Below are 20,754 nucleotides of genomic sequence, written 5' to 3'. Positions count from 1 at the left end.
CACTGTACTACGTAATTGTGAAATATTTCTCATTAATAACTTATCACTTCGTAAATTGTTTGTTTGTGATAAACATCATTGGTACACTCTTAATTGTGAAAACTTTAAGAACGAATAATCAGCGCAATAAAGGGCAGTGATTTACCCCATCACTACCCTTTTACAGTATATTCATTATTTAATTTACTTTCTTTGGGCCTTTCCAATACATTTCCCGTAAACGATATTTTTGTAGTTTTCCCGTTGCAGTTTTTGGCAGTGCTTCCACAAACTCAATATCTTTTGGTGCTTTAAAATGAGCCATGTTTGCACGGCAAAACTGGATAATTTCTTCTTCTGTCACGGTTGCGTCTTGCTGCAGGACAATAATTGCCTTCGGAACCTCGCCCCACTTTTCATCAGGAATAGCAATAACGGCTGTTTCTAGGACTGCAGGATGTTTATACAAAACCCCTTCAACCTCTGTAGAAGAAATATTTTCTCCTCCAGAAATGATCAAATCCTTGGCCCGATCATGAATTTCAATGAATCCGTCAGGATGGGTGACAGCTAAATCGCCGGTATGGAACCAGCCGTCGCGGATAGCGGCCGCAGTTGTTTGTTGATCTTTGTAATAACCAGCCATCACCACATTGCCGCGGGTCACAATTTCACCAAGCTCTCGTCCATTCCATGCAACCTCCTCACCATCTTGATGAACGACCTTTGTTTCTCCATTGAAAGCGAGTTCAATTCCTTGCCTTGCCTTAATCATTGCTTGTTCATCGGCAGATTTAGTATCAAATTCTTTTTTCCACTCGCAATAGAGGATAAAGGGTGAGGTTTCCGTCAAACCATACACATGAACCATATTTAGTCCAAGAATCTCTTGGGCTTTATGAATCAAAGCCGCTGCAGGTGGTGCACCAGCAGTCGCCATCCGTGGACTTGTCTTGATCTTCACCTCTTTTGCCTTTGGATCATTCACAAGCATATTGACAACAGTCGGGGCACCACATAACAAGGAGATATTTTTTTGCTCAAATAATTCAAGAATCAGCGGCGGGTCAACTTTTCGCAAACATACATGCGTACCACCAGCAGCTGTTATCGCCCAGACACCCCCCCAGCCATTTGCATGAAACATCGGTAATGTATGTAAATACACGTCATCAGGCTTTACATTAAGGTGATACAAAAAATTAGCAGCATTCAGGTAATTACCACGATGCGTAAGCATCACACCCTTTGGCTTTGAGGTAGTTCCACTGGTGTAATTTAAGGTAAGAAGCTGATTTTCATCGATTTCTATTTCCGGTAATGTAGCATTTTGCGGGGCATGCTGAAGGAAATCCTCATAAGCTACCCCATTTAAGGATGTTTCATATCCTGCAATATGGACAATAATAACTTGTTCCAAGGAAAGATTTTCGATAATTTTCTCAATTGGACCAGAAAATTCTTCATCGACAATTAACATCCTTGCGTCACTGTGACGAATAATGTATTCCAAATCTTCTGCTGTAAGCCGGTAATTCAACGGAACCATAACAGCACCTAGCTGACAAATACCATAGAAGCATTCCAGCATATAATGGGTGTTGGGCAGCATCACCGCAACATGATCACTTGCTCCGATTCCAGCTTGCTGTAAGGCAGCCGAAAGCTGGTCAACCCGATGTCCAAATTCCTGATAGGTAAATTCCTTGTCACCGTCTATTACAGCCGTTTTTTGCGGATAATATTTAACCGCTCTACGTTTCCAATCCAATGGGGTTAATGGGGCAAACATGTCATCAGCTCCTCTAAGTATTTGAATATTCACTTAATAATTTCACCAAGGATTTAACAAAATCCTTTAAATTTTGCATATTCTTTTTCTTGTATATATAAGCACAACAAAAAGGCAGTTTTGAAATAAATTACTGCCTTAATCGTTTATTTATTTTTTTATCGTCTGTTTATTGAAAGATTTTTTTAATGCGGTGCCAGACTGTTCGAGGGCTGCTTTTCCTAAGCCGATAACCCCGGCCATGCTGATAAATCCATGAATCGTACCATCATACCGTGTCAATTCTACTTCAACACCGGCATCTGCCAGTTTTTTTGCGTATTCCTCGCCTTCGTCTCTTAGCGGGTCGTATTCTGCTGTAATCACAAGTGCAGGTGGCAGGCCGCGAACATCTTCATAAAGAATGGGCGATAAAAGCGGTGTATCTTCCTCCCCAGCATTTATATAGCAATCACGGAACCATTCCATTGTTCCTTGTGTTAAAAAATAGTCTTCTGCATTATTTACCTTCGATGCTGATGGAGTGCCCAAGATATTCGTAGCTGGATATAGGAGTAATTGAAAACAAATAGCAGGTTTGTTTTTGTCCTTGGCCATATTTGTTATGACCGCGGCTAGATTTCCCCCGGCACTGTCACCGCCGACCGCAATCCTGTTTTGATCTACTTGAAATTCCTCAGCATGATCATAAACATATTCAACAGCTGCATAGCAGTCATAAACGGCTGCCGGAAATTTATGTTCAGGTGCCAGGCGGTAATCAACTGAAATCGTCACGCAATTCGCGATATTAGTTAGAGCCCTACAGATATTTTCATGTGAATCTAGATTACCCACAACCCAGCCGCCGCCATGGTAATAAACAATAGCAGGTGAATATGGCTGCACTTCCTTAGGATAATAAACACGAACAGGGATTTCTGACTCAGGTCCAGGGATTGTCCGATTTTCTACTCTGCCGACGGGTTCTAGATCTCCCTGTGGCAATGTGAATGCCTGCCTTGCCATTTCCGGTGCTAACGCTTCCAGTGGTGGTGCACCAGCTGTCGCAAAGAATTCTAATATCATTTTCGTTTGTGGATCAAGAGACATATTATCGACCTCTTCCGCGTGGAATATTCTTACATTACTTTAATTCGTGCAAGATGCTTTATATCCTTCAATAAATTTACTTTTTAATGGTGCCTGACACCCTTTTTACGTCTGCCACCTCTTTAATGTTATTTTTATAGATTCTTTTTTGGTAATTGAGCAATTCCCCCATACAAATGGGACTACCTTTACGTAGATTAGTAAAAGAACAGGAGACGAGCTTCAGTGCTCTCTGTCTTCCCGATTCAAGATTAATACGAGGTGAAATAATGAGACACTTTTCTACAGAGGATATTCAAAGGGCTGCAGAGGAAGTAAAAAGATCCGGGCATGGAAAACACATGTTTAATGATCCCGGATCAAAAAAGAGAACTCATCATAAAAAACATCCTGGGCCAAAACCACCCAAACACCGCAACACTTCTCGAAGAATTTCTGCAAAGCCCGTTCAGCAAACCATTGCTCGAAGAACCACTACCAGAAATCGGCCTACTTCTGTGACAGTTACTTCTAGACACATTACTTCCAGAAATCGGCCCACTTCCGTGACAGTTACTTCTAGACACTTTACTTCCAGAAATCGGCCTACTTCTGTGACAGTTACTTCTAGACACATTACTTCCAGAAATCAGCCTACTTCTGTGACAGTTACTTCTAGACACAATACTTCCGGAAATCGACCTACTTCTGTCAAGGTGACTTCTAGACGCAACACCTCCAGAACTCTACCTACTTCTGGCAGGGTGACTTCTAGACACAACACCTCCAGAACTCTACCTACTTCTGGCAGGGTGACTTCTAGACGCAATACTTCCAGAACTCTACCTACTTCTGACAGGGTGACTTCTAGACGCAATACTTCCAGAACTCTACCTACTTCTGGCAGGGTGACTTCTAGACGCAATACTTCCAGAACTCTACCTACTTCTGGCAGGGTGACTTCTAGACGCAATACAACTAGAAATCGCCAAACTTCTATGATGGTTACCACTAGAAGGAATACATCTAGACGAAATACTTCTAGAAGGAATACTTCCAGACAAAATACTTCTAGAAGGAATACTTCCAGACAAAATACTTCTAGAAGAAATACTTCCAGAAGGAATACTTCCAGACGAAGTGGATTCAGATGCTGTAATCGTTCGCGTTGGAGCAATGCCAGACAAGACAATTTTGGCTGGAGCGCAACACCAAATGATAATTTTGAAGTGGAAGGCTATATTTTGGAAGACAATATTTGGAGACCAGTTAGACGGTAAACTTTATATATATCGGAAATCAAAAAGATGCCAAAGGCATCTTTTTGATTTCCCTATTCCAATATCGTTATCTTCCTTTGTAAGTATATTCTTCTTTCCTCGATATAGTTAGCAATCACTTCTCGCTCCTGATCAAAGTCATCAATCATTTGTTTCTTATAAGGGTCCAGTAGCACAAAGGGACGAATCAGCTGAAGTAATTTTTCAACCCTAGGCATCATAAATTCATTAGTAAATTGATGGTTCATGATTTCTTCAAGCAGTTTCCTGTAATTTTTTCGATAAACATCTGTGTCTAGTAGCCTGGCCGTTAATGTATTAAAACCATCAATTGGGACATAATTCGCTTCCATTTCCTTTCCATTTACATCACGACCCCATGTTGCATCGTAATCCCAAGGTATCACTTCAAATAACCCCGTATCTCCATTCCGATAAAGTGCATAGTTATGAACAAATCCATCATAGTTTGATGTGAAAATAATCCCAGCGATCCAGCGGAGATATTTATCAATATCAACATATTTTCGTATTTCTTTTTCAAAATCAGTCTGTGAAAGGGTATTAATGTTAAAGATAAATTCTTGTAAGAAATAATCATTTTCAGCAATTCCATATTTTCTTTCATAGCCTAATTCCAAGGAAGTCTTCGTGATTTTATCTAAATCACTCATTAATGAAAAGTTTGCATCACCATCCACCGCGTAAAAGATACTTCCGTCTGCCAGGTTCCTTCTTTTTAAAAAGTTTTCGTCCACCGATTCGAGTTCCAAATAAACCCCTTCAGCCCTTCCATTTGAGGTCAAAAAAATATGCCTCGATTGAGGGGATAGCACGCCAATCTCTGAGAAAAAATCGAAGGACAACTTGTTTCGGATAAGTGATGGATCCTTGTATTCAGCGTTCAGATGGAATTGGTTAGAACCTTTAAACCTTTTCGGATTATAAAAAGCAATTTGGTAAGACTTCTTGGAAAAATCACGAATATGTGACCCACGGTAGCTTAAATCAACCTCAAGCCTTTTACCCTCTATCGTTAATTGAGCGGGAACCGGCTCATCAATCCAAATGTCTCTTCTTAGTTCCTTAAGATCTATTGGTTTAATAAAAAGCTTATATTGCGGAATGCCTGTAACCTCGTCCATGTTCTATTTCCTCCTTCCCTTATTTCTATGAAGGAAAACGAAGGGAGGTCACGACTAGCTTGCATTTTTTCAAATCATAGGCGTTTGTCCCAAACATGTACAACTATACAGACGTAAATTGGTAAAAGAAGAGTGAGTTTTAGGCGAAAAATATGTCAATAGCTTTCGTGCTCTCTTTTCTAGAATTAAAGGAGGTGCTAAAATGAGTGAATTTTCACCCGAGGAGATTCAAAATGCCGCAGATGAGGTAAGACGCGGTGGATTCGGAGACTTTATGTTCAGAGACCCAGGACAAAATCGCGGGACATCACGTCGAAGAACTACACGGCGACAAATAACATCACGAAGAAGAACGACGAGTAGAGATACTTCTAGAAATAGAAACACGACTCGAAGAAATACGTCAAGAAGACGTACGTCGAGAAAAACGACTAGGAGATGCTGCTCGGGTTGGCGGAACACATCTCGTGGCAATGAACAAACAAGAAGTTGTTGGCGAGATGGGAATATGTGGGAATATTGTGTTCGAAATCGAAAATAAATGTCCAGCAAAGAAAAATGGGAAAGGAAGCAATTGCTCCTTTCCCATTTTTCTTTGCTTGATTATTTCTTCTCAGGAATGACACAGCTGCCATCAGCACAGCTGACATCATCTTCTGTAGAAAGATCCTGCAGAACAGGGGCAGGAGCTTCTTCCTCCCAAACCTTTTCCAAGGCACCTTTGAATGTTTCAATCGGCTGTGCACCGGAGATGGCGTATTTAGAATTAATAATAAAATACGGTACACCGGTAATCTGATACTGCTGGGCTACCCCTTCATCTGCACGTACTTCATTGGCAAAGGCGGTTTTATCTTGAAGAACTGCTAAGACTTCTTGGCGATCTAACCCTGAAGCTTCAGCCATGTCAGCCAACGTTTCGATATCTCCAATATCCTTCCCTGCAGTAAAATAGCCTTGAAGCAATTTTTCAGAGAGAACTGGTTCTTTCCCATGTTTTTTTGCAAACTTTGCTATACGATGGGCATCAAACGTATTTGTCGGCTTCATCTCGTCAAAATTAAACGTTAATCCCACGGTAGCAGCCTGCTGGCCGACACCATTGTTGGCTTGTTTAGCCTGTTCTAGGCTCATGCCATATTTTTTTGCCAATACCTCATGGATATTTTGACCACTGTATGTCGATGAATTCGGATCAAGCTCGAAGCTCTTAAATTCCACCTCTACCTGATCTTTATGAGGAAATTGATTTAACGCCTCTTCTAACCTGCGTTTCCCAATATAACAAAACGGACAAACATAATCAGACCACACTTCAATTTTCATCACATTACACCTCATTTTCCTTAGGTTACGAATATAGTACCATACCTCATTTAAAAACCAATACAATGTGCTCAAGTGAAAAATCAAATAGACATTTGATTATGAAAAGGATTTCCACTATTGTAGTAGAATTTACAACAAGACCTGTATCAGGATTCGTCCGGATAAAATTGATCTTTGGAAAATGGGTTTGCTAGATAATTTCTCATCCCCTTTAGCTATTTCCAACTATCCACAAAAAGAGATGAATCCGAAAACATATATTTTTTATAGTTGGAAATAATAACCTCGATAAACTGGAAGGGATGGGATGTTTGATGTCGTTAGAATGGTTTGACAGAGTATGTGCAGAATTGCAGGAGCACCTGGAATCAATTTGTGAAGAATATGATCAGGTTGGCCAAATGACAATTGAAAGAGCCGCCAAACATCCAAGAATTGAGTTTTTCGTGGATACTGCGGATGTCGACACCGAAGAACTTGACCGTGATTATTTCTGCTCGCTATTCTTCGACCCGCAAAACGAAGAATTTTACATTGATAGCTTCGATGTCGACAGCGGACACACGGCGAAAATCATCCTTTCAGACATTGAGGAGATTATTGAGGAAGTGCACGCAAGTCTTCATGACTATATGAACGGTGATGGCCATTACACTGATGACGGAGTCTATTTGCAGTCGGAGGAAGAATTTGATGTGGCAAATTGTGAAACCGTTGTGGAGGAGGAGGAGGAATACTTTGAAGCGGAACAGATCAACAGCGATGATATTTTTGAGGAAATAGATGTCGATTGGTCTACCCCTGAAGTAACTGCCTTCAAGCATGAAGATGAAGTGGAGGTCACCTATCAGTTCGGGGTCGTCCAAGCAACAGGTGACGGCGTCCTCAAACGGGTTAACCGTATCTGGACAACTGAAGACGAATTGATAAAAGATGAATCTCATTTTATCTTTAGCAAGGAAGAAGCGACCACCATAATCGCAATGATTGCCAGCCACATGGATCAATTAAGCGAGTTTGATTTTGATGACATGCCGTAACATACAAAGGAGCAGCCATTTGGTCGCTCCTTTTTTTAATCCACTGTATAGTCAATTTCAATCAAATCCCAAGCTGTGATTATTCCCAGGGGTGTCTCATCTATTTCCCCATTTTCCGTGATGATAACACCCTCGATTTTCCGTTTCTTTTTATGGGCCTTTTCAAAAATCGTTTCAACCTCAAAGATATTAATGCTCTTATCGACAATCTCAATGGGACGTTCTTTTTCGTATTCCATGATATCTGAAACATGTATATCTAATAGATTTACCTGACCACTTTCCATATGTTCCGCTATCCATTTCACGATGGAGCCTGCGGTCAAAAGTCCGATGCACTTTTTATTTTTATAGATAGGGAACTTGGAATATCTGTACTTTTTAATCGCTTCTGTTACTTTTAAGATGCTATCCTGAACATCAAAATAGACCACATTTTTGGATGCGATGGAAAGAGCGTAATTGGGGCGGCTTAAAACATTGGCAATTTTTTCAATATGATTGACAACCTTGGCATTCGGCTCGGCAATATAAAAGCCTACCTCCATTTTTTCATGGACGATAGCATTTCGAAGCCGCGCGTATTGCTCCAAATCCTTCTTAAAGGTTTCAATGATTTGATATTTTTTTGCTCCAACTTTCACCAACACGACGAATCTTTCATCATTGATTTGAACGATATCTCGTAAAGCATCATGAACTTGATTGAAGGCGACTTCAAAGCGCTCCGACAATAACTGCACTTGTTTTTTATTCATATCATGCTCTCCCATTTACCATGCTCATAATCTACTATCTTTATAGTAAAATCAATAGTTGGATTTTTCAAGAGAGTTCTTTTATCAAATTATACTAAAAAAGAGCATAAGGGCCATTTTACATTATCCTGGAAAATAGAATAACCAATGCCGAGATATAAAAAATGCTCAGAGACTTTTATGCCCTGAGCATTCGTTACGTCCCTATCCGGTCGGTAACTTTATTTTATCTAATATTGTTGATAAATAACTTCTTACGATGCCAATTGATTTATCCCGTTGATCAGAAGATTCATTTTCACCATCTACCTCAGTAGCACTGGATTCCACATCCATTAGTTCAGGAGAATATATCCGCTTTCCGTCCATAATGCAGCGAATCGCGGAGGCTAACTCCTCGCTCGGGCTGTCTTTTAATAAATAAGCCCTAACATCGGCTTCTAAAGCACGCCTGAAATATCCCGGTCTCGCGAAGGTTGTTAAAATAATGATTTTGGAAAAAGAAGAAATTAACGCTTCCGCGGCCTCAAGCCCAGTCATTTTGGGCATCTCAATATCCATCAGACATACATCAGGCTGAAATTGATGGATAAGTGTAAGTGCTTCTTCTCCATTGGCCGCTAGTCCTACTACTTCCATATCATCTTCCAAATTGAGGAGGGAACCCATTGCCTGTAACAGCAGTTCCTGATCTTCCGCAATGACAATTCGTATCATCTATGTTCTCTCCTTATCTGGTGTCCGCTAGTAAATAGAGACTCCCCTTTAGAGAGGGGAGGTAGTTATTGCTTTATACTTCCGGTTTCGCATGAATAGAAACCCTTTTTTTAACAGTTGATTTGATATCTTTAAAGGTAACAAAATTCTTACTTTTCTCATCCCATAAACGAAAACGGAGTGATCGTAAGCTTGTTGCAAGCGTGATAGTTGGTACATTTTGTAACGGAGGCGTATTTTTGTGTGCCTCCTCGAGTTTATAGTTAGGTACCCGTGGACTTAAATGGTGAACATGATGGAATCCAATATTCCCCGTTAGAAATTGCATGATTTTTGGAAGCTTGTAAAAAGAACTTCCCTCTACTGCTGCTTTCACATATTCCCACTCTTTATCTTCTTCAAAATAGGAATCCTCAAAGGTATGCTGTACATAAAACAACCAAATACCCGCTGCACCTGAGATCATAAAAATCGTGCCCTGTACGATAAGAAACGACTGCCATCCAATTGCTAAGCACATTAATGTAATCCATGCAACAATGAGTATATTCGTTAAATAGGTGTTGTTACGTTCTTTCGTCCTTGCACCTTTACGGTTAAATCGATTCTTAAGAAGGAATACATAAATCGGTCCTAATCCAAACATAACCAATGGATTACGGTAAAAACGGTAAGCTAAACGAAGCTTAAGTGGTGCTGCTACATATTCATCGACTGTAAGCGTCCAAATATCTCCAGTACCCCTTTTATCCAAGTTACCACTTGTTGCATGATGTACTGAATGCTCATGTCCCCATTGATCAAATGGGAATAACGTTAAAACACCCATAAAAGTCCCAACTGCTCGATTGGCTCGACGGTTTTTAAAGAAAGAATGATGGGTGCAATCATGAAAGATAATGAAAATCCGTGTTAAATACCCTGCAGCAAGGACTGATGGAACCAATGCTAACCAATAGGAGACGTAAAGACTTTGATAGGTAAGAAACCAAAGTAGCATAAATGGTACGACCGTGTTGATGATTTGCCATACACTTTCCTTCGTGGTCGATTTTTCAAAAGGAGTCATTTGTTTTTTTAAATTTTTCGTATTTTGTAAGGTCATTTAGGTGAATTCCCTTCTTGGATTATGACGTTAATCCAAGTATAAACCAAGGGATTTGAACTTGTTAGTAGCAGGTGTCATGTGCAGGGCATGATAAATGTCATGTCCACGGTAATTTTATAGATATTTTTCTGAAATAATTTATTTAATAGGTGTTGGCTATCAACTGAATCAGCCTATCTTCTATCTTTTTCGCCTTCTCTTCATTTACTAAATTATTTAGCAGGATTGAAAAAATGAATGAATGTCCATTTTTCGTCGTTACATAACCGGAAATCGAGCTGACTGTCGAGATCGTGCCTGTCTTTGCCTTCACCTTTCCCTGAACGATTGGATCTTTCAAACGGTATCTTAGTGTGCCGCCTATTGTCTTTTCAGGGGCACCTGCAACTGGTAATGAATGAACATAAGCAGGAAACCATCTTTCTTTTTGAACAGAAAATAACAGCTGCGTAATTTGATTGGCCGGAATTAAATCTACATGTGAAACCCCGGACCCGTCACGTATCACCATTGTTTTCGTATTTACTCCAAATTTTGAAATCTCCGTTTCCAGCACTTCTAGCCCCGTCTCCCAGCTGCCCTTTCCCTTTACCACCTTCCCCATTTCCTTCACTAAAACCTCAGCATGCCCGTTATTACTCAACTTCATAAATGGAATTAACAATTCCGATAATGGCATCGATTGATGGCTCGTCAAAACCTTGGCGGTGTTTGAAGCCGTTCCTGTTCGTATTTTCCCAGATACTTTTATTCCGTTTTTTGCTAGTGATTGTTTAAAAAGAGTGGTGGCATACTTTGTTGGATCCCAGACACCAATCCATTCAGTCACTGCCTTTGTTGTTACTGGAATAGTTCCTTCAATGGTGATTGTGTTCTTTGCATGTTCTCTTTCCACTTTAATTTTCTTTTTGCCATCTGCCTCGACCGTTTCAGCTTTATTGATGATTTTCACATAATTAGTTTCTGGAGTTACTACTACTTCCACCTTGTCACCACTTTTTAAGCCGGGTTTGATCTTTACCATAACAGAACCTGAATCATAGTCATTCGTTGGTGCGGCAGTCAGGGCGGAAATCTGGGCACCATAGTAAGTGGTTTCGTCACTCCACGGCAGGTCGAGCGAATAACGTTCGTTATCGTAATGCGAATCATCTCCGACTACATTTCCTTTTATCCGCTTAATGCCAAGCTCCTTTAATTCTACTGCCATTTTGTCAAAATCCGATTTTAGTAGTGTCGGGTCTCCATATCCTTTTAGAAAAAGATTCCCTTCTAGTGTCTGCTTTTTCAGTGGAGCATCAGATAGTACCTCAGTCTTAAAACGATATTTCTCACCAAGGACCTGTAGGGCAGCTGCTGCGGTCAATAACTTCATATTTGACGCAGGGCGTAAACGGATATCCCCCTGATGATCATAAATGATTTCACCACTGGCTGCCGAACGAATGCTTATTCCAGCAATGGTGCCTTGTAAGTCAGGTTCGCTTACGATAAGCTGATTAAGCCGCTTACCCATATTGTCATGACTGTTCATTCCGTTTACGTGAAAATATGGGATTGCTAAAGAAATGACTACAAAAAATACAATGATGTAAATTTTAGTTCTTTTCATTAATTTCAATCAGGCCTTCCTTTTTCATAAGAGTTTGTCCAAAAAATCAGTGTTGTAGTAAAAATGAATTCCAAAAATGGGACAAGAACTAATATCCCAGATTGGTGGTTTTTAGATTCGTCGATATAATTGAAAATTCGCTGATAAATATACAAAATACGCTGATATATCAGTTTCACTCACTAATTAAGCGTAATTTTACATCACATACTTCATGTTTTAGATTTTGAATAGGGTTAATGACTCCGTCCTATACGAAAACAATCCCATATTTAGATAATATTCTTCACAACAGCAATATTTTTTCTTAAGTACGCCCAATTCTGCGGTGCCGGCAGGCTAATTTGCCAAAAGGTTGTGCCGACTAATTGATAAACATCCATTAAGCGATACTTTTCTATATAACTGCGAATGTCTTCAAACCAAACAACATGCTCCTCTACTCCATGCCAATAGCGAAACCATGGGGATTTGGCGCTGTTGTCAAATTCAATCGAGGAACCGGTGGAAATCGCTAGATTTTGTGCTGCGAGCACTGACCTGGCATGTGTTGCATTCGTATGGACAACCTTGTCATACCCATAAAGCGGCAAGGCGATTTGTAGTTTTCGAGGGCTAATTTGGGTAATAGAGTATTGAATCACCTGTTCAAGCCAGGTAATCGGGGCAATCGGATCTGGCCGGCCACCTGGGTAACCGTAATCAATCGTCATAACCGCAACCAAGTCGGCGACCTGGCCAATTTTTGCATAATCGTACGCACCAATGATGCGATTGGTAGGAATATCTGCTGTTTTGGCGTGAACATTCACGTGTAGGATCAACTCGCCTAAAGCCAACTTTAAATCTGTTAAAAAAGTAATAAAATCATTGCGCCTTCGCGGGGGAATAAATTCAAGGTCAATGCTGACACCACCAAAACCCCTTTGGATGGTAAGATTCACGATACTTGCGACCAAATTTGTTCGAAATGTAGGATTTTCAAGCACACTTCCGGCCAATTCTGCACTGAAATCACTGCCCGTATAATTACGAATCATCAGTAACGGGGTAATGTTTAATTCTTTACACTTCGCCACAATCGCCGTGTCCTCTGACACATTAAAAGCGTATCCTTCTTTTGTAAAAGAATAGGCGACAACCGCCAGGTACGTTAATTGCCCCGCAAGATCATTGAGTGTTTCCAGGTTAGCGTTAACAGAAGAAGGCACTAAGAAGCCAAGTGTGGCTATTTCTAATTTTAATGATGAGGGAATATTGATCATCTGTCCGACAATGAGCCGTTTTGGATCTACACCGGGATTAGCCGCTAAAATCCTTGAAATGTCTGTATTAAAAACTTGGGCTAACTGCCAAATTTGATCGCCTGCCTTTATTGGATAAGGACGGAGTGGCGGCAGACTGTCCGGGAGATAGAGGGCAATACCCGGGACAAGTGTACTTGTCGAAGGTAACCCATTTAGCTCAACAATCGTTTGAATTGAAACTCCATACATCGCAGAAATCATCCACAAATTTTCGCCCGTCTTCACAACATGAACTGCCATAAACCGCTCACACTCCTTTCTATTCATCTTATGGACTAAAATGACTAAAATTCTTATTAAAAAATGGTTCCTCTAATTTTTATGGGCATAAGAAAAACCCGGGTTCCGTCAGAACACCGGGATTCTCTTACTATTCAAAATCATCATTTCGATATCTTCTATATTTTGCTGCATGGCAGGCATCGCAAGTAGGAAACGAATGATCCCAAGCCAATTTTTTCCCGCAGTTCTTACATTTCTTCACGAATTTCTTAATGTCTGTCTTTAACCGATCCTGTACTTGATCACTAACTTCTGCTCGCAGTCGTTCCCAATAAATAGTTTCTGTTCGCTCTCCCAACCGATATAAAAACAACAAATGAAGCCCGATGGCCTTATAGCTTAATTCTAATTCCTCCAGGCTGCGGTCTTTTACAATTGGTTCAGGTAGGTCTCTGCCTTGAATAATAGCATACATGTTATCTTCCCATTGCCTCGTCAACACCGATTCATTTTTTGAAAAAGGCAAGTGTAAAAAGCCATACAAATCCATTAAGGAAAGTCGTGCTTCAATTTCTGTCCCGGCAATTAGGTGATAGAGGGACTTCTCCTCAGAAAGCGAAGCTTTCTTTGTACCCTTTGGGCTTTCAAATTTACCCCACAGCTCAAAGAACGTCCCCAAATCATGATAATACCGTTGAAAGCGTTCGAACACCGAATTGGTTGGAGCAATCGAAAATGTATGGACAGGCTCATCCTCCTGTAGCAAGAGGTTTTGCATTTTTTTGATGTCACTTGTAAACGCGACTTTGCCAACATCATAAATTCCTTTTCGACCGGCCCGGCCAGCAATTTGCTTTACTTCCTGCGAGGTGAGCAGCCGCCTTCTGGTTCCATCGAATTTATCATTTTCCAAGAAAACTATCCGGCGAATGGGCAAATTTAACCCCATGCCAATTGCATCTGTTGACACAATTACCTTTGTCTTTCCTTTATTAAACTGCTCGATCTGCTTTTTCCTCGTTTCCGGCGGCATACTGCCATAAATCATACTGACCGAATGCCCGTCATTTTGCAGCCGCGAGGCCGTTTCCAGAACACGTCTTCTTGAAAAACAAATGAGGGCATCACCTTTTTTAACGTGCTTAATATGAAATTCCTTCTTTTCCACCTCAAGTGGCGTATCCCGGCTGTACTCATGAATTTCAATATCCGCATTTCCCAGCAACTCGAGCAGCATTGTTCTTGCATTTCTGCTGCCGATGATATGTACTTCTTTTGCATTCGCTTTTGTGATCGCCTTATACCACGAAAATCCGCGGTCTTTATCGGTAATCATCTGGGCTTCATCGATCACGACCACTTCGTAAACCTCTTTTTCATGGAACATCTCCACAGTACAAGAGATATGCTGTGCGCCCGGAACCATTTTTTCTTCCTCACCGGTTTTTAATGAGCAAGATACCCCTTCCGCATTCAATTTATCAAAAACCTCAAGAGCTAACAGTCGAAGTGGTGCCAAATATAAGCCACTTTCGGCTGCCTTCATTTGTTCAAGTGCATGATGGGTTTTCCCCGTATTCGTCTCGCCAATATGTAAGACATAACGAACATGTCGCTGTAACGAAGGGTCATATTCTGCAGCAAAGATGTCTTTCATCATCCGTTCTTCGGCTTCTCTTTTTCGCTGAAGTTCTGCTTGTTCTTCTTTCTGTTTCTTTTCCCGTTCACCAAGGTCTTTTTTCAGAAAAGCCCGATGCACCTTTGGATCGAAAGGAACTTCGGCTATCCTTAATAGATCTGACACATATTCATCTTGAATATCTTCAATAAAATAGCTCTCAAGGTCATATATGAGCTGCGCAATGCTGCCTTTTACAAAGGACGGCGATAATTTCTCATGGAAGACATCGTAAAAATCAGCCATATGCTCATCCGAAAGTTGTTCTAGAATTTTCTCTGGAATGAGCTCTGATATATAATCTGAAATTAAACTTTCATAAACAAAGAAATAAGTTTGATATTCATAGGTACTTCTGCCCCAGTTAAGTGTCTTGTGAATATCGCCGGTAAGTTCCCCGAAAAATGTCGCTACTGTTGTATATTCAGATGAATCAAAGGAGCCTTGATTGACTAATTTTTCTTCAAGCGCCACTGGATCAACCGCCTGAAACTTCATATTATTCTTTAAATCAGCTGCTAACTGCTTTGCAACAAAGTAACGGATATAAAGATAAAAAAGTTCATATTGATCTTCTAAAATACCAACGGCGAACTCCTCGATTTCACCGCGAAGCATTTGCTTTTTCTCTTCGAGGTCTTTCTGTTCTTCCCGCTTTAAAAAGTTTACCTTTGCCTCCTGATAACGCTCTGCCCACAGTTCTTCCTGTCCAGCAAAAGTTTCCTCCACCCACTCCATCACATTGAAAGGCTGATAGGATCGCATTTCATCTCTGAAGAGTTTGTTCAGCAGCTTACGGTCAATTCCGTGAACCTCAAACCCTTTTTCACTTAAAAATTGCTTCTTTTCATTTTTTGGAACATCATTTGTTGATTTATTTAGCCAGACATTCACCCAAATTTGTTCTAGATAATGACCGCGATCCTTCCTGTATTGCTCAAAGGATGGCTGTAATTCATTCGTTTCTAAATAGTGGTTAATGTCCTCGATCACCTTCATTTTTGTATGTTCAATCGCTTGAGGGTATATGGTTGTTAATTTACTCATACATTTCCCTCCTTTTCTAAAAATTGGTTTCATATTTTTCATTTTAACACAAAACAAAAAACCGAACGAATATTCGGCCCTAAATATTATGTTGATTACAATATTCGTCTATTAATTCTTCGATTTGATCTACCTCTGGAAACTTCCCGGAAAACTGAAATTGAATTTCTTCGATAAATTGGTCTTGATTGTAGACATGGACCGCTCCGTTTTGCATGATCACACTGTATTCTGGCACAAATCGGTATCCACTTCGTTCAATTGCCCCCATTTTGAGTCCCCTTTTCGTTGTTTTTTATAGTATTAGCAGTTTGCAGTGTACTAATCCAATGATACTAGCAGCTCAAACAGTTTTTATTTGCGGAAATATCCCGTTTATTTGCGAAACAAACTGATTTGTTTGCGAAACCAGGGGATTTGTTTGCGAAACAGCTTCGTTTATTTGCGAATCCAAAAATCCACAAAAAAAAAGACGGCACCAACCGCGTTGGCACCGCCCATCCAAACTATATTAAGCTGTTGTGTATACTTCTTCCTTATTTTGCTCATGGCGAATCGTTGCTTGTGCAGCAGCCAAACGTGCAAGCGGCACGCGGTATGGTGAGCAGCTGACATAATCAAGCCCCGTTCTGTAGCAGAAATCAATCGAGCTCTTTTCACCGCCGTGTTCACCGCAAATACCTGTTTTTAATGTTGGCTTCGTCTTGCGGCCGTGCGTAACGCCCATTTCAATAAGCTTCCCTACACCATTCTGATCAAGTACAGCAAATGGATTTTCCGGCAGCACTTTATTTTCAATATAGGCCTGCAGGAATTTCCCTTCTGCATCATCACGGCTGTAACCAAATGTAGTCTGCGTTAAATCATTGGTTCCAAATGAGAAGAAATCGGCTTCTTCGGCAATTTGGTCAGCTGTTATGGCAGCACGTGGAATTTCAATCATGGTTCCAATCGTGTACTCAAAATGCTTACCTGTTTCCTCCTGCACAAGAGTAGCAGCATCAATAACCAACTGGCGCATTTGCTTTAACTCATTCACATGGCCGACCAATGGAATCATGATTTCAGGCTGAACTGTCATGCCCTTATCAGCCAGTGTAGCCGCTGCATAAAAAATGGCTTTTGCTTGCATTTCGTAAATTTCCGGATAAATAATTCCAAGCCGGCAGCCACGGTGGCCGAGCATTGGGTTATACTCATCTAATTGGCGAACCTTTTTGAGCAATTGCTCTTTTTTCTTTAATTCCGCAGACCCCGGATCTGTAATTTGAAGCTTTGTTACTTCTACTAATAGATCCTCTTTGTCTGGTAAAAACTCATGCAATGGGGGATCCAGTAAACGAATCGTGACAGGGAACCCTTGCATCGCTTCGAATATCCCTTCAAAATCACCCTGCTGCATTGGTAATAAGTCGTCCAATGCTGCCATTCTTTCTCCGTAATTTTCAGCAAGAATCATTTTTTGCACTGTTGGAATGCGCTTTATATCCATAAACATATGTTCAGTCCGACATAAACCAATACCACCTGCCCCGAACTCAAAAGCTTTCCGTGCATCTTCCGGGTTGTCAGCATTAGCGCGGACCCCTATTTTCCGTTCATGGTCTGCCCATGCAAGCAACAACTGAAATTCATCAGAAAGTTCTGGATCAATCATTGGAATTTCACCAAGCATAATTTCACCCGTAGAACCATCAATCGTAATAATCTCCCCGTAGTTTACTAGAGTTTCACCAATAGTAAATTGTTTTGCGCGCAAATCAATTTTCAATGCTTCACATCCGCAAATACACGCTTTCCCCATACCGCGTGCAACAACTGCTGCATGGCTTGTCATCCCGCCGCGGCTTGTTAAAATCGCTTGAGCAGCAACAATTCCATGAATATCGTCAGGTGTGGTCTCAGGTCTGACTAAAATGACCTTTTTCCCGTCATTTCCTAATGCCTCGGCCTCATCCGCATCAAACACGACCTGTCCTGTGGCAGCACCAGGGGAAGCTGGTAATCCTTTTGCTAAAACTCTCTTTTCAAATTTGTCATCAATGCGGCGGTGCAGCAATTGATTTAATTGGTCAGGGTCAACACGAAGTAAGGCGGTTTTTTTATCAATGATTCCTTCTTCGACCATATCTACTGCGATGCGAATCGCAGCAGCAGCCGTCCGTTTCCCATTCCGCGTTTGCAAGATGAATAGCTGACCGCGTTCAACGGTAAACTCAATGTCCTGCATTTCTTTATAATGCTGTTCAAGGCGTTTGCATGTATCGGAAAATTGTTGATATACCCTAGGCATTTCATCCTTTAACGTCGCAATAGGCTGTGGTGTCCGAATACCTGCTACTACGTCTTCCCCTTGAGCATTAATTAAATATTCACCGTATAGAACATGCTCACCAGTCGATGGATTTCTTGTAAAGGCAACACCTGTGCCGGAATCATTTCCCATGTTACCAAATACCATACTTTGAATATTAACCGCAGTTCCTAAGTGATCTGGAATTTTATTTAAGCGGCGGTACACAATCGCACGCTGATTGTTCCATGAATTAAATACAGCATTAATCGCAAGGAAAAGCTGTTCCTTTGGATCCTGTGGGAAGTCTTTTCTAGTATGCTTTTTCACAATTCCTTTATAGCCGGCAATAACCCCCTGCCAATCTTCAGCAGTCATTTCAGGGTCGGAGGAATAACCTTTCTGCTCGCGGACCTCTTCTAAAAATTGTTCAAAGTAGTAGGTATCGATTTCAAGTACCACATTACTAAACATTTGAATGAAACGGCGGTAGGAATCATAAGAAAAACGAGCATTGTCCGTTAATTTTGCCAATCCCACAACGGTTTCATCATTCATCCCTAGATTTAAAATTGTATCCATCATCCCCGGCATGGAAAACACAGAACCAGAACGAACCGAAACGAGTAATGGATCTTGAGGGTCTCCCAGTTTTTTACCCATCTTTTCCTCTAATCGTGCTAGAGCTTCTAAAGTTTGTTTTTCTACTATTGTTGGAATCGTTTTACTAGCTTCATAGTAAGCATTACATGCCTGTGTAGTGATCGTAAAACCATATGGTACTGGTAAGCCAATTTGCGTCATTTCTGCAAGATTAGCTCCTTTTCCCCCTAGCAAGTCTCTCATATTGCCATTTCCTTCATTAAATAAGTAAACAAATTGATCCATGATTAAAAGCTCCTCTCTTTTTTCAGCACTTCAATTATTAAGCCTGCTGTTTCTTCAACAGCCTTATTTGATACGTTAATGACAGGGCAGCCTACGCGCTTCATGATTTTTTCAGCATGATCTAATTCTTCTAAAATCCTCTCAAAACTTGCATAATTGGCCTGGGAAGCTAACCCTAATGCCCTCAGACGCTCTTTCCGAATTTCGTTTAACTTATCTGGTGAAATAATTAACCCAATGCAATTTTTCCGTGGGATTTGAAATAATTCATCCGGCGGCTGCACTTCCGGGACTAACGGTACATTGGCCACTTTAAAACGCTGGTGTGCCAAATACATCGACAGCGGTGTCTTCGAAGTCCGTGATACACCGATTAACACGATATCTGCTCTTAAAATACCTCTAGGATCACGGCCATCATCATATTTAACCGCAAATTCAATAGCCTCAATTTTCCGGAAGTATTCCTCATCGAGCTTTCTCATCAATCCTGGCTGATGGTGCGGCTCTTTATTAAATTTAGTGACAAATGCATTCATCAATGGACTAAGCAAATCTACGGCCATGATGCCTTCCTCCCTTGCACGCCGGTCCAAATACTCTTTCAATGTCGGGACAACAATTGTATAAGCGATAATCGAATGATCTTTTTTGGCTAAAATCATCACATCTTCAATATCTTCAAAATCATCCACATAAGAATTGCGGCGAATCTCAACATGGCCACCATTAAATTGTGTTGCAACTGCTTTTACCACAAACTCAGCCGTTTCCCCTACTGAGTCTGAAACCACATAGACCACTTCTTTTTGTACCAAAATTTCAGCCACTCCCTTAGTCTGATTTTTCTTCCATAATTTCTAAATAGGCCCGTGTGATGGTTGTTTTCGTAATTCGTCCGACTAGCAAATATGTATTCTTTTGCTCGTCCATTTCCTTTACTACCGGAAGGGAATCGATGCGATTGTGAATCATCTTTTTCGCCGCTTCGAGCAAGGTCTCTTCCGGTTGAATGGTAATGATATTAGGCATTCTCGTCATGATCACACTTACCGGCAATTCATTCAAATTTTGATTTCCTAGTGAGGCTCTGAGCAAATCCTTCCTAGATATAACACCTGCTAATTGTCCATCCGAATCGACAGCGTATAGCGTTCCGACATCCTCTAAAAATAACTGGACGATCGCATCATAAACGGATGTTGATTTTCCGACGACAATCGGGAGTGCTTTATAATTATTTACTGTTTGATGAAGAAATTTTTCCGATTGTCTTTTAACTGGCAGTTTTTCATTAAAGAAATAACCTACCCGAGGTCTGGCATCTAAGCTACCTGACATCGTTAAGATGGCAAGATCTGGTCTTAACGCAGCCCGCGATAACGAAAGCCTCTCCGCGATATCCTTTCCCGTAATCGGTCCGTTTTGTTTAACAATTTGCAGGATTTCATCCTGTCGTTTTGTAAGTTTAATCATTAACACCTCCTT

General features: G+C 40.8%; 17 protein-coding genes and 1 pseudogene. 3 read left to right on the top strand and 15 right to left on the bottom strand.

Features of this window, described 5'->3' with window-relative positions; all coding sequences use genetic code 11:
- Positions 1–178: 178 nt before the first annotated feature.
- Positions 179–1,771, bottom strand: coding sequence for a long-chain-fatty-acid--CoA ligase (locus tag G6554_RS08250; protein ID WP_166240621.1), 1,593 nt, complete (start codon positions 1,769–1,771; stop codon positions 179–181).
- Positions 1,772–1,921: 150 nt separating this feature from the next.
- The gene (locus G6554_RS08245) at positions 1,922–2,863 is read right to left on the bottom strand and encodes an alpha/beta hydrolase (RefSeq protein ID WP_166240619.1); all 942 of its coding nucleotides are present in this window, start codon (positions 2,861–2,863) and stop codon (positions 1,922–1,924) included.
- Positions 2,864–3,039: 176 nt separating this feature from the next.
- Here G6554_RS08245 and G6554_RS26325 point away from each other — a divergent pair.
- Positions 3,040–3,207: pseudogene (locus tag G6554_RS26325) on the top strand (CotG/ExsB N-terminal domain-containing protein); the annotation flags it as partial.
- Positions 3,208–3,491: 284 nt separating this feature from the next.
- On the opposite strand, the gene G6554_RS08240 reads toward G6554_RS26325, so the two are convergent.
- Together G6554_RS08240 and G6554_RS08235 are read right to left on the bottom strand one after the other, a co-directional pair.
- Complete coding sequence (locus tag G6554_RS08240) at positions 3,492–4,019, bottom strand: hypothetical protein (RefSeq protein ID WP_166240617.1); 528 nt, start codon at positions 4,017–4,019, stop codon at positions 3,492–3,494.
- 156 nt (positions 4,020–4,175) lie between these two features.
- Positions 4,176–5,267 carry a CotH kinase family protein gene (locus G6554_RS08235; protein WP_166240615.1) on the bottom strand — a complete coding sequence of 364 codons (1,092 nt, stop codon included), beginning with the start codon at positions 5,265–5,267 and terminating at the stop codon, positions 4,176–4,178.
- 202 nt (positions 5,268–5,469) lie between these two features.
- On the opposite strand from G6554_RS08235, the gene G6554_RS08230 reads away from it, so the two are divergent.
- Positions 5,470–5,808 (top strand): CotG/ExsB N-terminal domain-containing protein, encoded by a 339-nt coding sequence (locus G6554_RS08230; RefSeq protein WP_166240613.1) that lies wholly within the window; start codon positions 5,470–5,472, stop codon positions 5,806–5,808.
- 62 nt (positions 5,809–5,870) lie between these two features.
- Here the strand turns inward: G6554_RS08230 and G6554_RS08225 are convergent, their stop codons facing one another.
- The gene (locus G6554_RS08225) at positions 5,871–6,593 is read right to left on the bottom strand and encodes a DsbA family oxidoreductase (RefSeq protein WP_166240611.1); all 723 of its coding nucleotides are present in this window, start codon (positions 6,591–6,593) and stop codon (positions 5,871–5,873) included.
- A 317-nt stretch (positions 6,594–6,910) separates the two neighbouring features.
- Between G6554_RS08225 and G6554_RS08220 the strand changes: the two genes are divergently transcribed.
- Positions 6,911–7,636 carry a hypothetical protein gene (locus G6554_RS08220; protein WP_166240609.1) on the top strand — a complete coding sequence of 242 codons (726 nt, stop codon included), beginning with the start codon at positions 6,911–6,913 and terminating at the stop codon, positions 7,634–7,636.
- Positions 7,637–7,671: 35 nt separating this feature from the next.
- On the opposite strand, the gene G6554_RS08215 is transcribed toward G6554_RS08220, so the two are convergent.
- The 10 genes from G6554_RS08215 to ccpN all read right to left on the bottom strand — a co-directional run bounded on the left by G6554_RS08215 (position 7,672) and on the right by ccpN (position 20,742).
- Positions 7,672–8,394, bottom strand: a complete 723-nt coding sequence (locus tag G6554_RS08215) for a CBS domain-containing protein (RefSeq protein WP_166240607.1) — start codon at positions 8,392–8,394, stop codon at positions 7,672–7,674.
- Positions 8,395–8,598: 204 nt separating this feature from the next.
- Positions 8,599–9,111, bottom strand: coding sequence for a response regulator (locus G6554_RS08210; RefSeq protein ID WP_166240605.1), 513 nt, complete (start codon positions 9,109–9,111; stop codon positions 8,599–8,601).
- A gap of 73 nt (positions 9,112–9,184) precedes the next feature.
- Positions 9,185–10,216: a Delta(5) desaturase DesA gene (gene desA, locus G6554_RS08205; RefSeq protein WP_166240603.1), complete on the bottom strand. Its 1,032-nt coding sequence runs from the start codon at positions 10,214–10,216 to the stop codon at positions 9,185–9,187.
- 145 nt (positions 10,217–10,361) lie between these two features.
- On the bottom strand, positions 10,362–11,831 hold the full coding sequence (gene dacB, locus G6554_RS08200; RefSeq protein ID WP_166240769.1) for a D-alanyl-D-alanine carboxypeptidase/D-alanyl-D-alanine endopeptidase: 1,470 nt from the start codon (positions 11,829–11,831) through the stop codon (positions 10,362–10,364).
- 272 nt (positions 11,832–12,103) lie between these two features.
- Positions 12,104–13,378 carry a glycosyl hydrolase family 18 protein gene (locus G6554_RS08195; protein ID WP_166240601.1) on the bottom strand — a complete coding sequence of 425 codons (1,275 nt, stop codon included), beginning with the start codon at positions 13,376–13,378 and terminating at the stop codon, positions 12,104–12,106.
- Between the two features lie 130 nt (positions 13,379–13,508).
- Positions 13,509–16,085, bottom strand: a complete 2,577-nt coding sequence (locus G6554_RS08190) for a DEAD/DEAH box helicase (protein ID WP_166240599.1) — start codon at positions 16,083–16,085, stop codon at positions 13,509–13,511.
- 79 nt (positions 16,086–16,164) lie between these two features.
- Positions 16,165–16,356 (bottom strand): YbxH family protein, encoded by a 192-nt coding sequence (locus G6554_RS08185; RefSeq protein ID WP_166240597.1) that lies wholly within the window; start codon positions 16,354–16,356, stop codon positions 16,165–16,167.
- A 240-nt stretch (positions 16,357–16,596) separates the two neighbouring features.
- Complete coding sequence (gene ppdK / locus G6554_RS08180; protein ID WP_166240595.1) at positions 16,597–19,266, bottom strand: pyruvate, phosphate dikinase; 2,670 nt, start codon at positions 19,264–19,266, stop codon at positions 16,597–16,599.
- A gap of 2 nt (positions 19,267–19,268) precedes the next feature.
- Positions 19,269–20,084, bottom strand: coding sequence for a pyruvate, water dikinase regulatory protein (locus G6554_RS08175; protein WP_166240593.1), 816 nt, complete (start codon positions 20,082–20,084; stop codon positions 19,269–19,271).
- A gap of 16 nt (positions 20,085–20,100) precedes the next feature.
- Positions 20,101–20,742, bottom strand: coding sequence for a transcriptional regulator CcpN (gene ccpN, locus G6554_RS08170; RefSeq protein WP_166240591.1), 642 nt, complete (start codon positions 20,740–20,742; stop codon positions 20,101–20,103).
- Positions 20,743–20,754: the final 12 nt, after the last annotated feature.

Source organism: Bacillus sp. MM2020_4 (assembly GCF_011250555.1).
Lineage (GTDB): Bacteria > Bacillota > Bacilli > Bacillales > Cytobacillaceae > Neobacillus.
Note: the sequence above shows the minus strand (reverse complement) of the source record. Positions and strands in the feature narration are given on the sequence as shown.

What these genes read in the sequence shown, in the direction of transcription:
- G6554_RS08250 (WP_166240621.1), bottom strand. Translation starts at nt 1,771, where the DNA reads ATGTTTGCCCCATTAACCCCATTGGATTGGAAACGTAGAGCGGTTAAA.
- G6554_RS08245 (WP_166240619.1), bottom strand. Translation starts at nt 2,863, where the DNA reads ATGTCTCTTGATCCACAAACGAAAATGATATTAGAATTCTTTGCGACA.
- G6554_RS08235 (WP_166240615.1), bottom strand. Translation starts at nt 5,267, where the DNA reads ATGGACGAGGTTACAGGCATTCCGCAATATAAGCTTTTTATTAAACCA.
- G6554_RS08230 (WP_166240613.1), top strand. Translation starts at nt 5,470, where the DNA reads ATGAGTGAATTTTCACCCGAGGAGATTCAAAATGCCGCAGATGAGGTA.
- G6554_RS08225 (WP_166240611.1), bottom strand. Translation starts at nt 6,593, where the DNA reads ATGAAAATTGAAGTGTGGTCTGATTATGTTTGTCCGTTTTGTTATATT.
- G6554_RS08220 (WP_166240609.1), top strand. Translation starts at nt 6,911, where the DNA reads ATGTCGTTAGAATGGTTTGACAGAGTATGTGCAGAATTGCAGGAGCAC.
- G6554_RS08215 (WP_166240607.1), bottom strand. Translation starts at nt 8,394, where the DNA reads ATGAATAAAAAACAAGTGCAGTTATTGTCGGAGCGCTTTGAAGTCGCC.
- G6554_RS08210 (WP_166240605.1), bottom strand. Translation starts at nt 9,111, where the DNA reads ATGATACGAATTGTCATTGCGGAAGATCAGGAACTGCTGTTACAGGCA.
- desA (WP_166240603.1), bottom strand. Translation starts at nt 10,216, where the DNA reads ATGACCTTACAAAATACGAAAAATTTAAAAAAACAAATGACTCCTTTT.
- dacB (WP_166240769.1), bottom strand. Translation starts at nt 11,831, where the DNA reads ATGAAAAGAACTAAAATTTACATCATTGTATTTTTTGTAGTCATTTCT.
- G6554_RS08195 (WP_166240601.1), bottom strand. Translation starts at nt 13,378, where the DNA reads ATGGCAGTTCATGTTGTGAAGACGGGCGAAAATTTGTGGATGATTTCT.
- G6554_RS08190 (WP_166240599.1), bottom strand. Translation starts at nt 16,085, where the DNA reads ATGAGTAAATTAACAACCATATACCCTCAAGCGATTGAACATACAAAA.
- G6554_RS08185 (WP_166240597.1), bottom strand. Translation starts at nt 16,356, where the DNA reads ATGGGGGCAATTGAACGAAGTGGATACCGATTTGTGCCAGAATACAGT.
- ppdK (WP_166240595.1), bottom strand. Translation starts at nt 19,266, where the DNA reads ATGGATCAATTTGTTTACTTATTTAATGAAGGAAATGGCAATATGAGA.
- ccpN (WP_166240591.1), bottom strand. Translation starts at nt 20,742, where the DNA reads ATGATTAAACTTACAAAACGACAGGATGAAATCCTGCAAATTGTTAAA.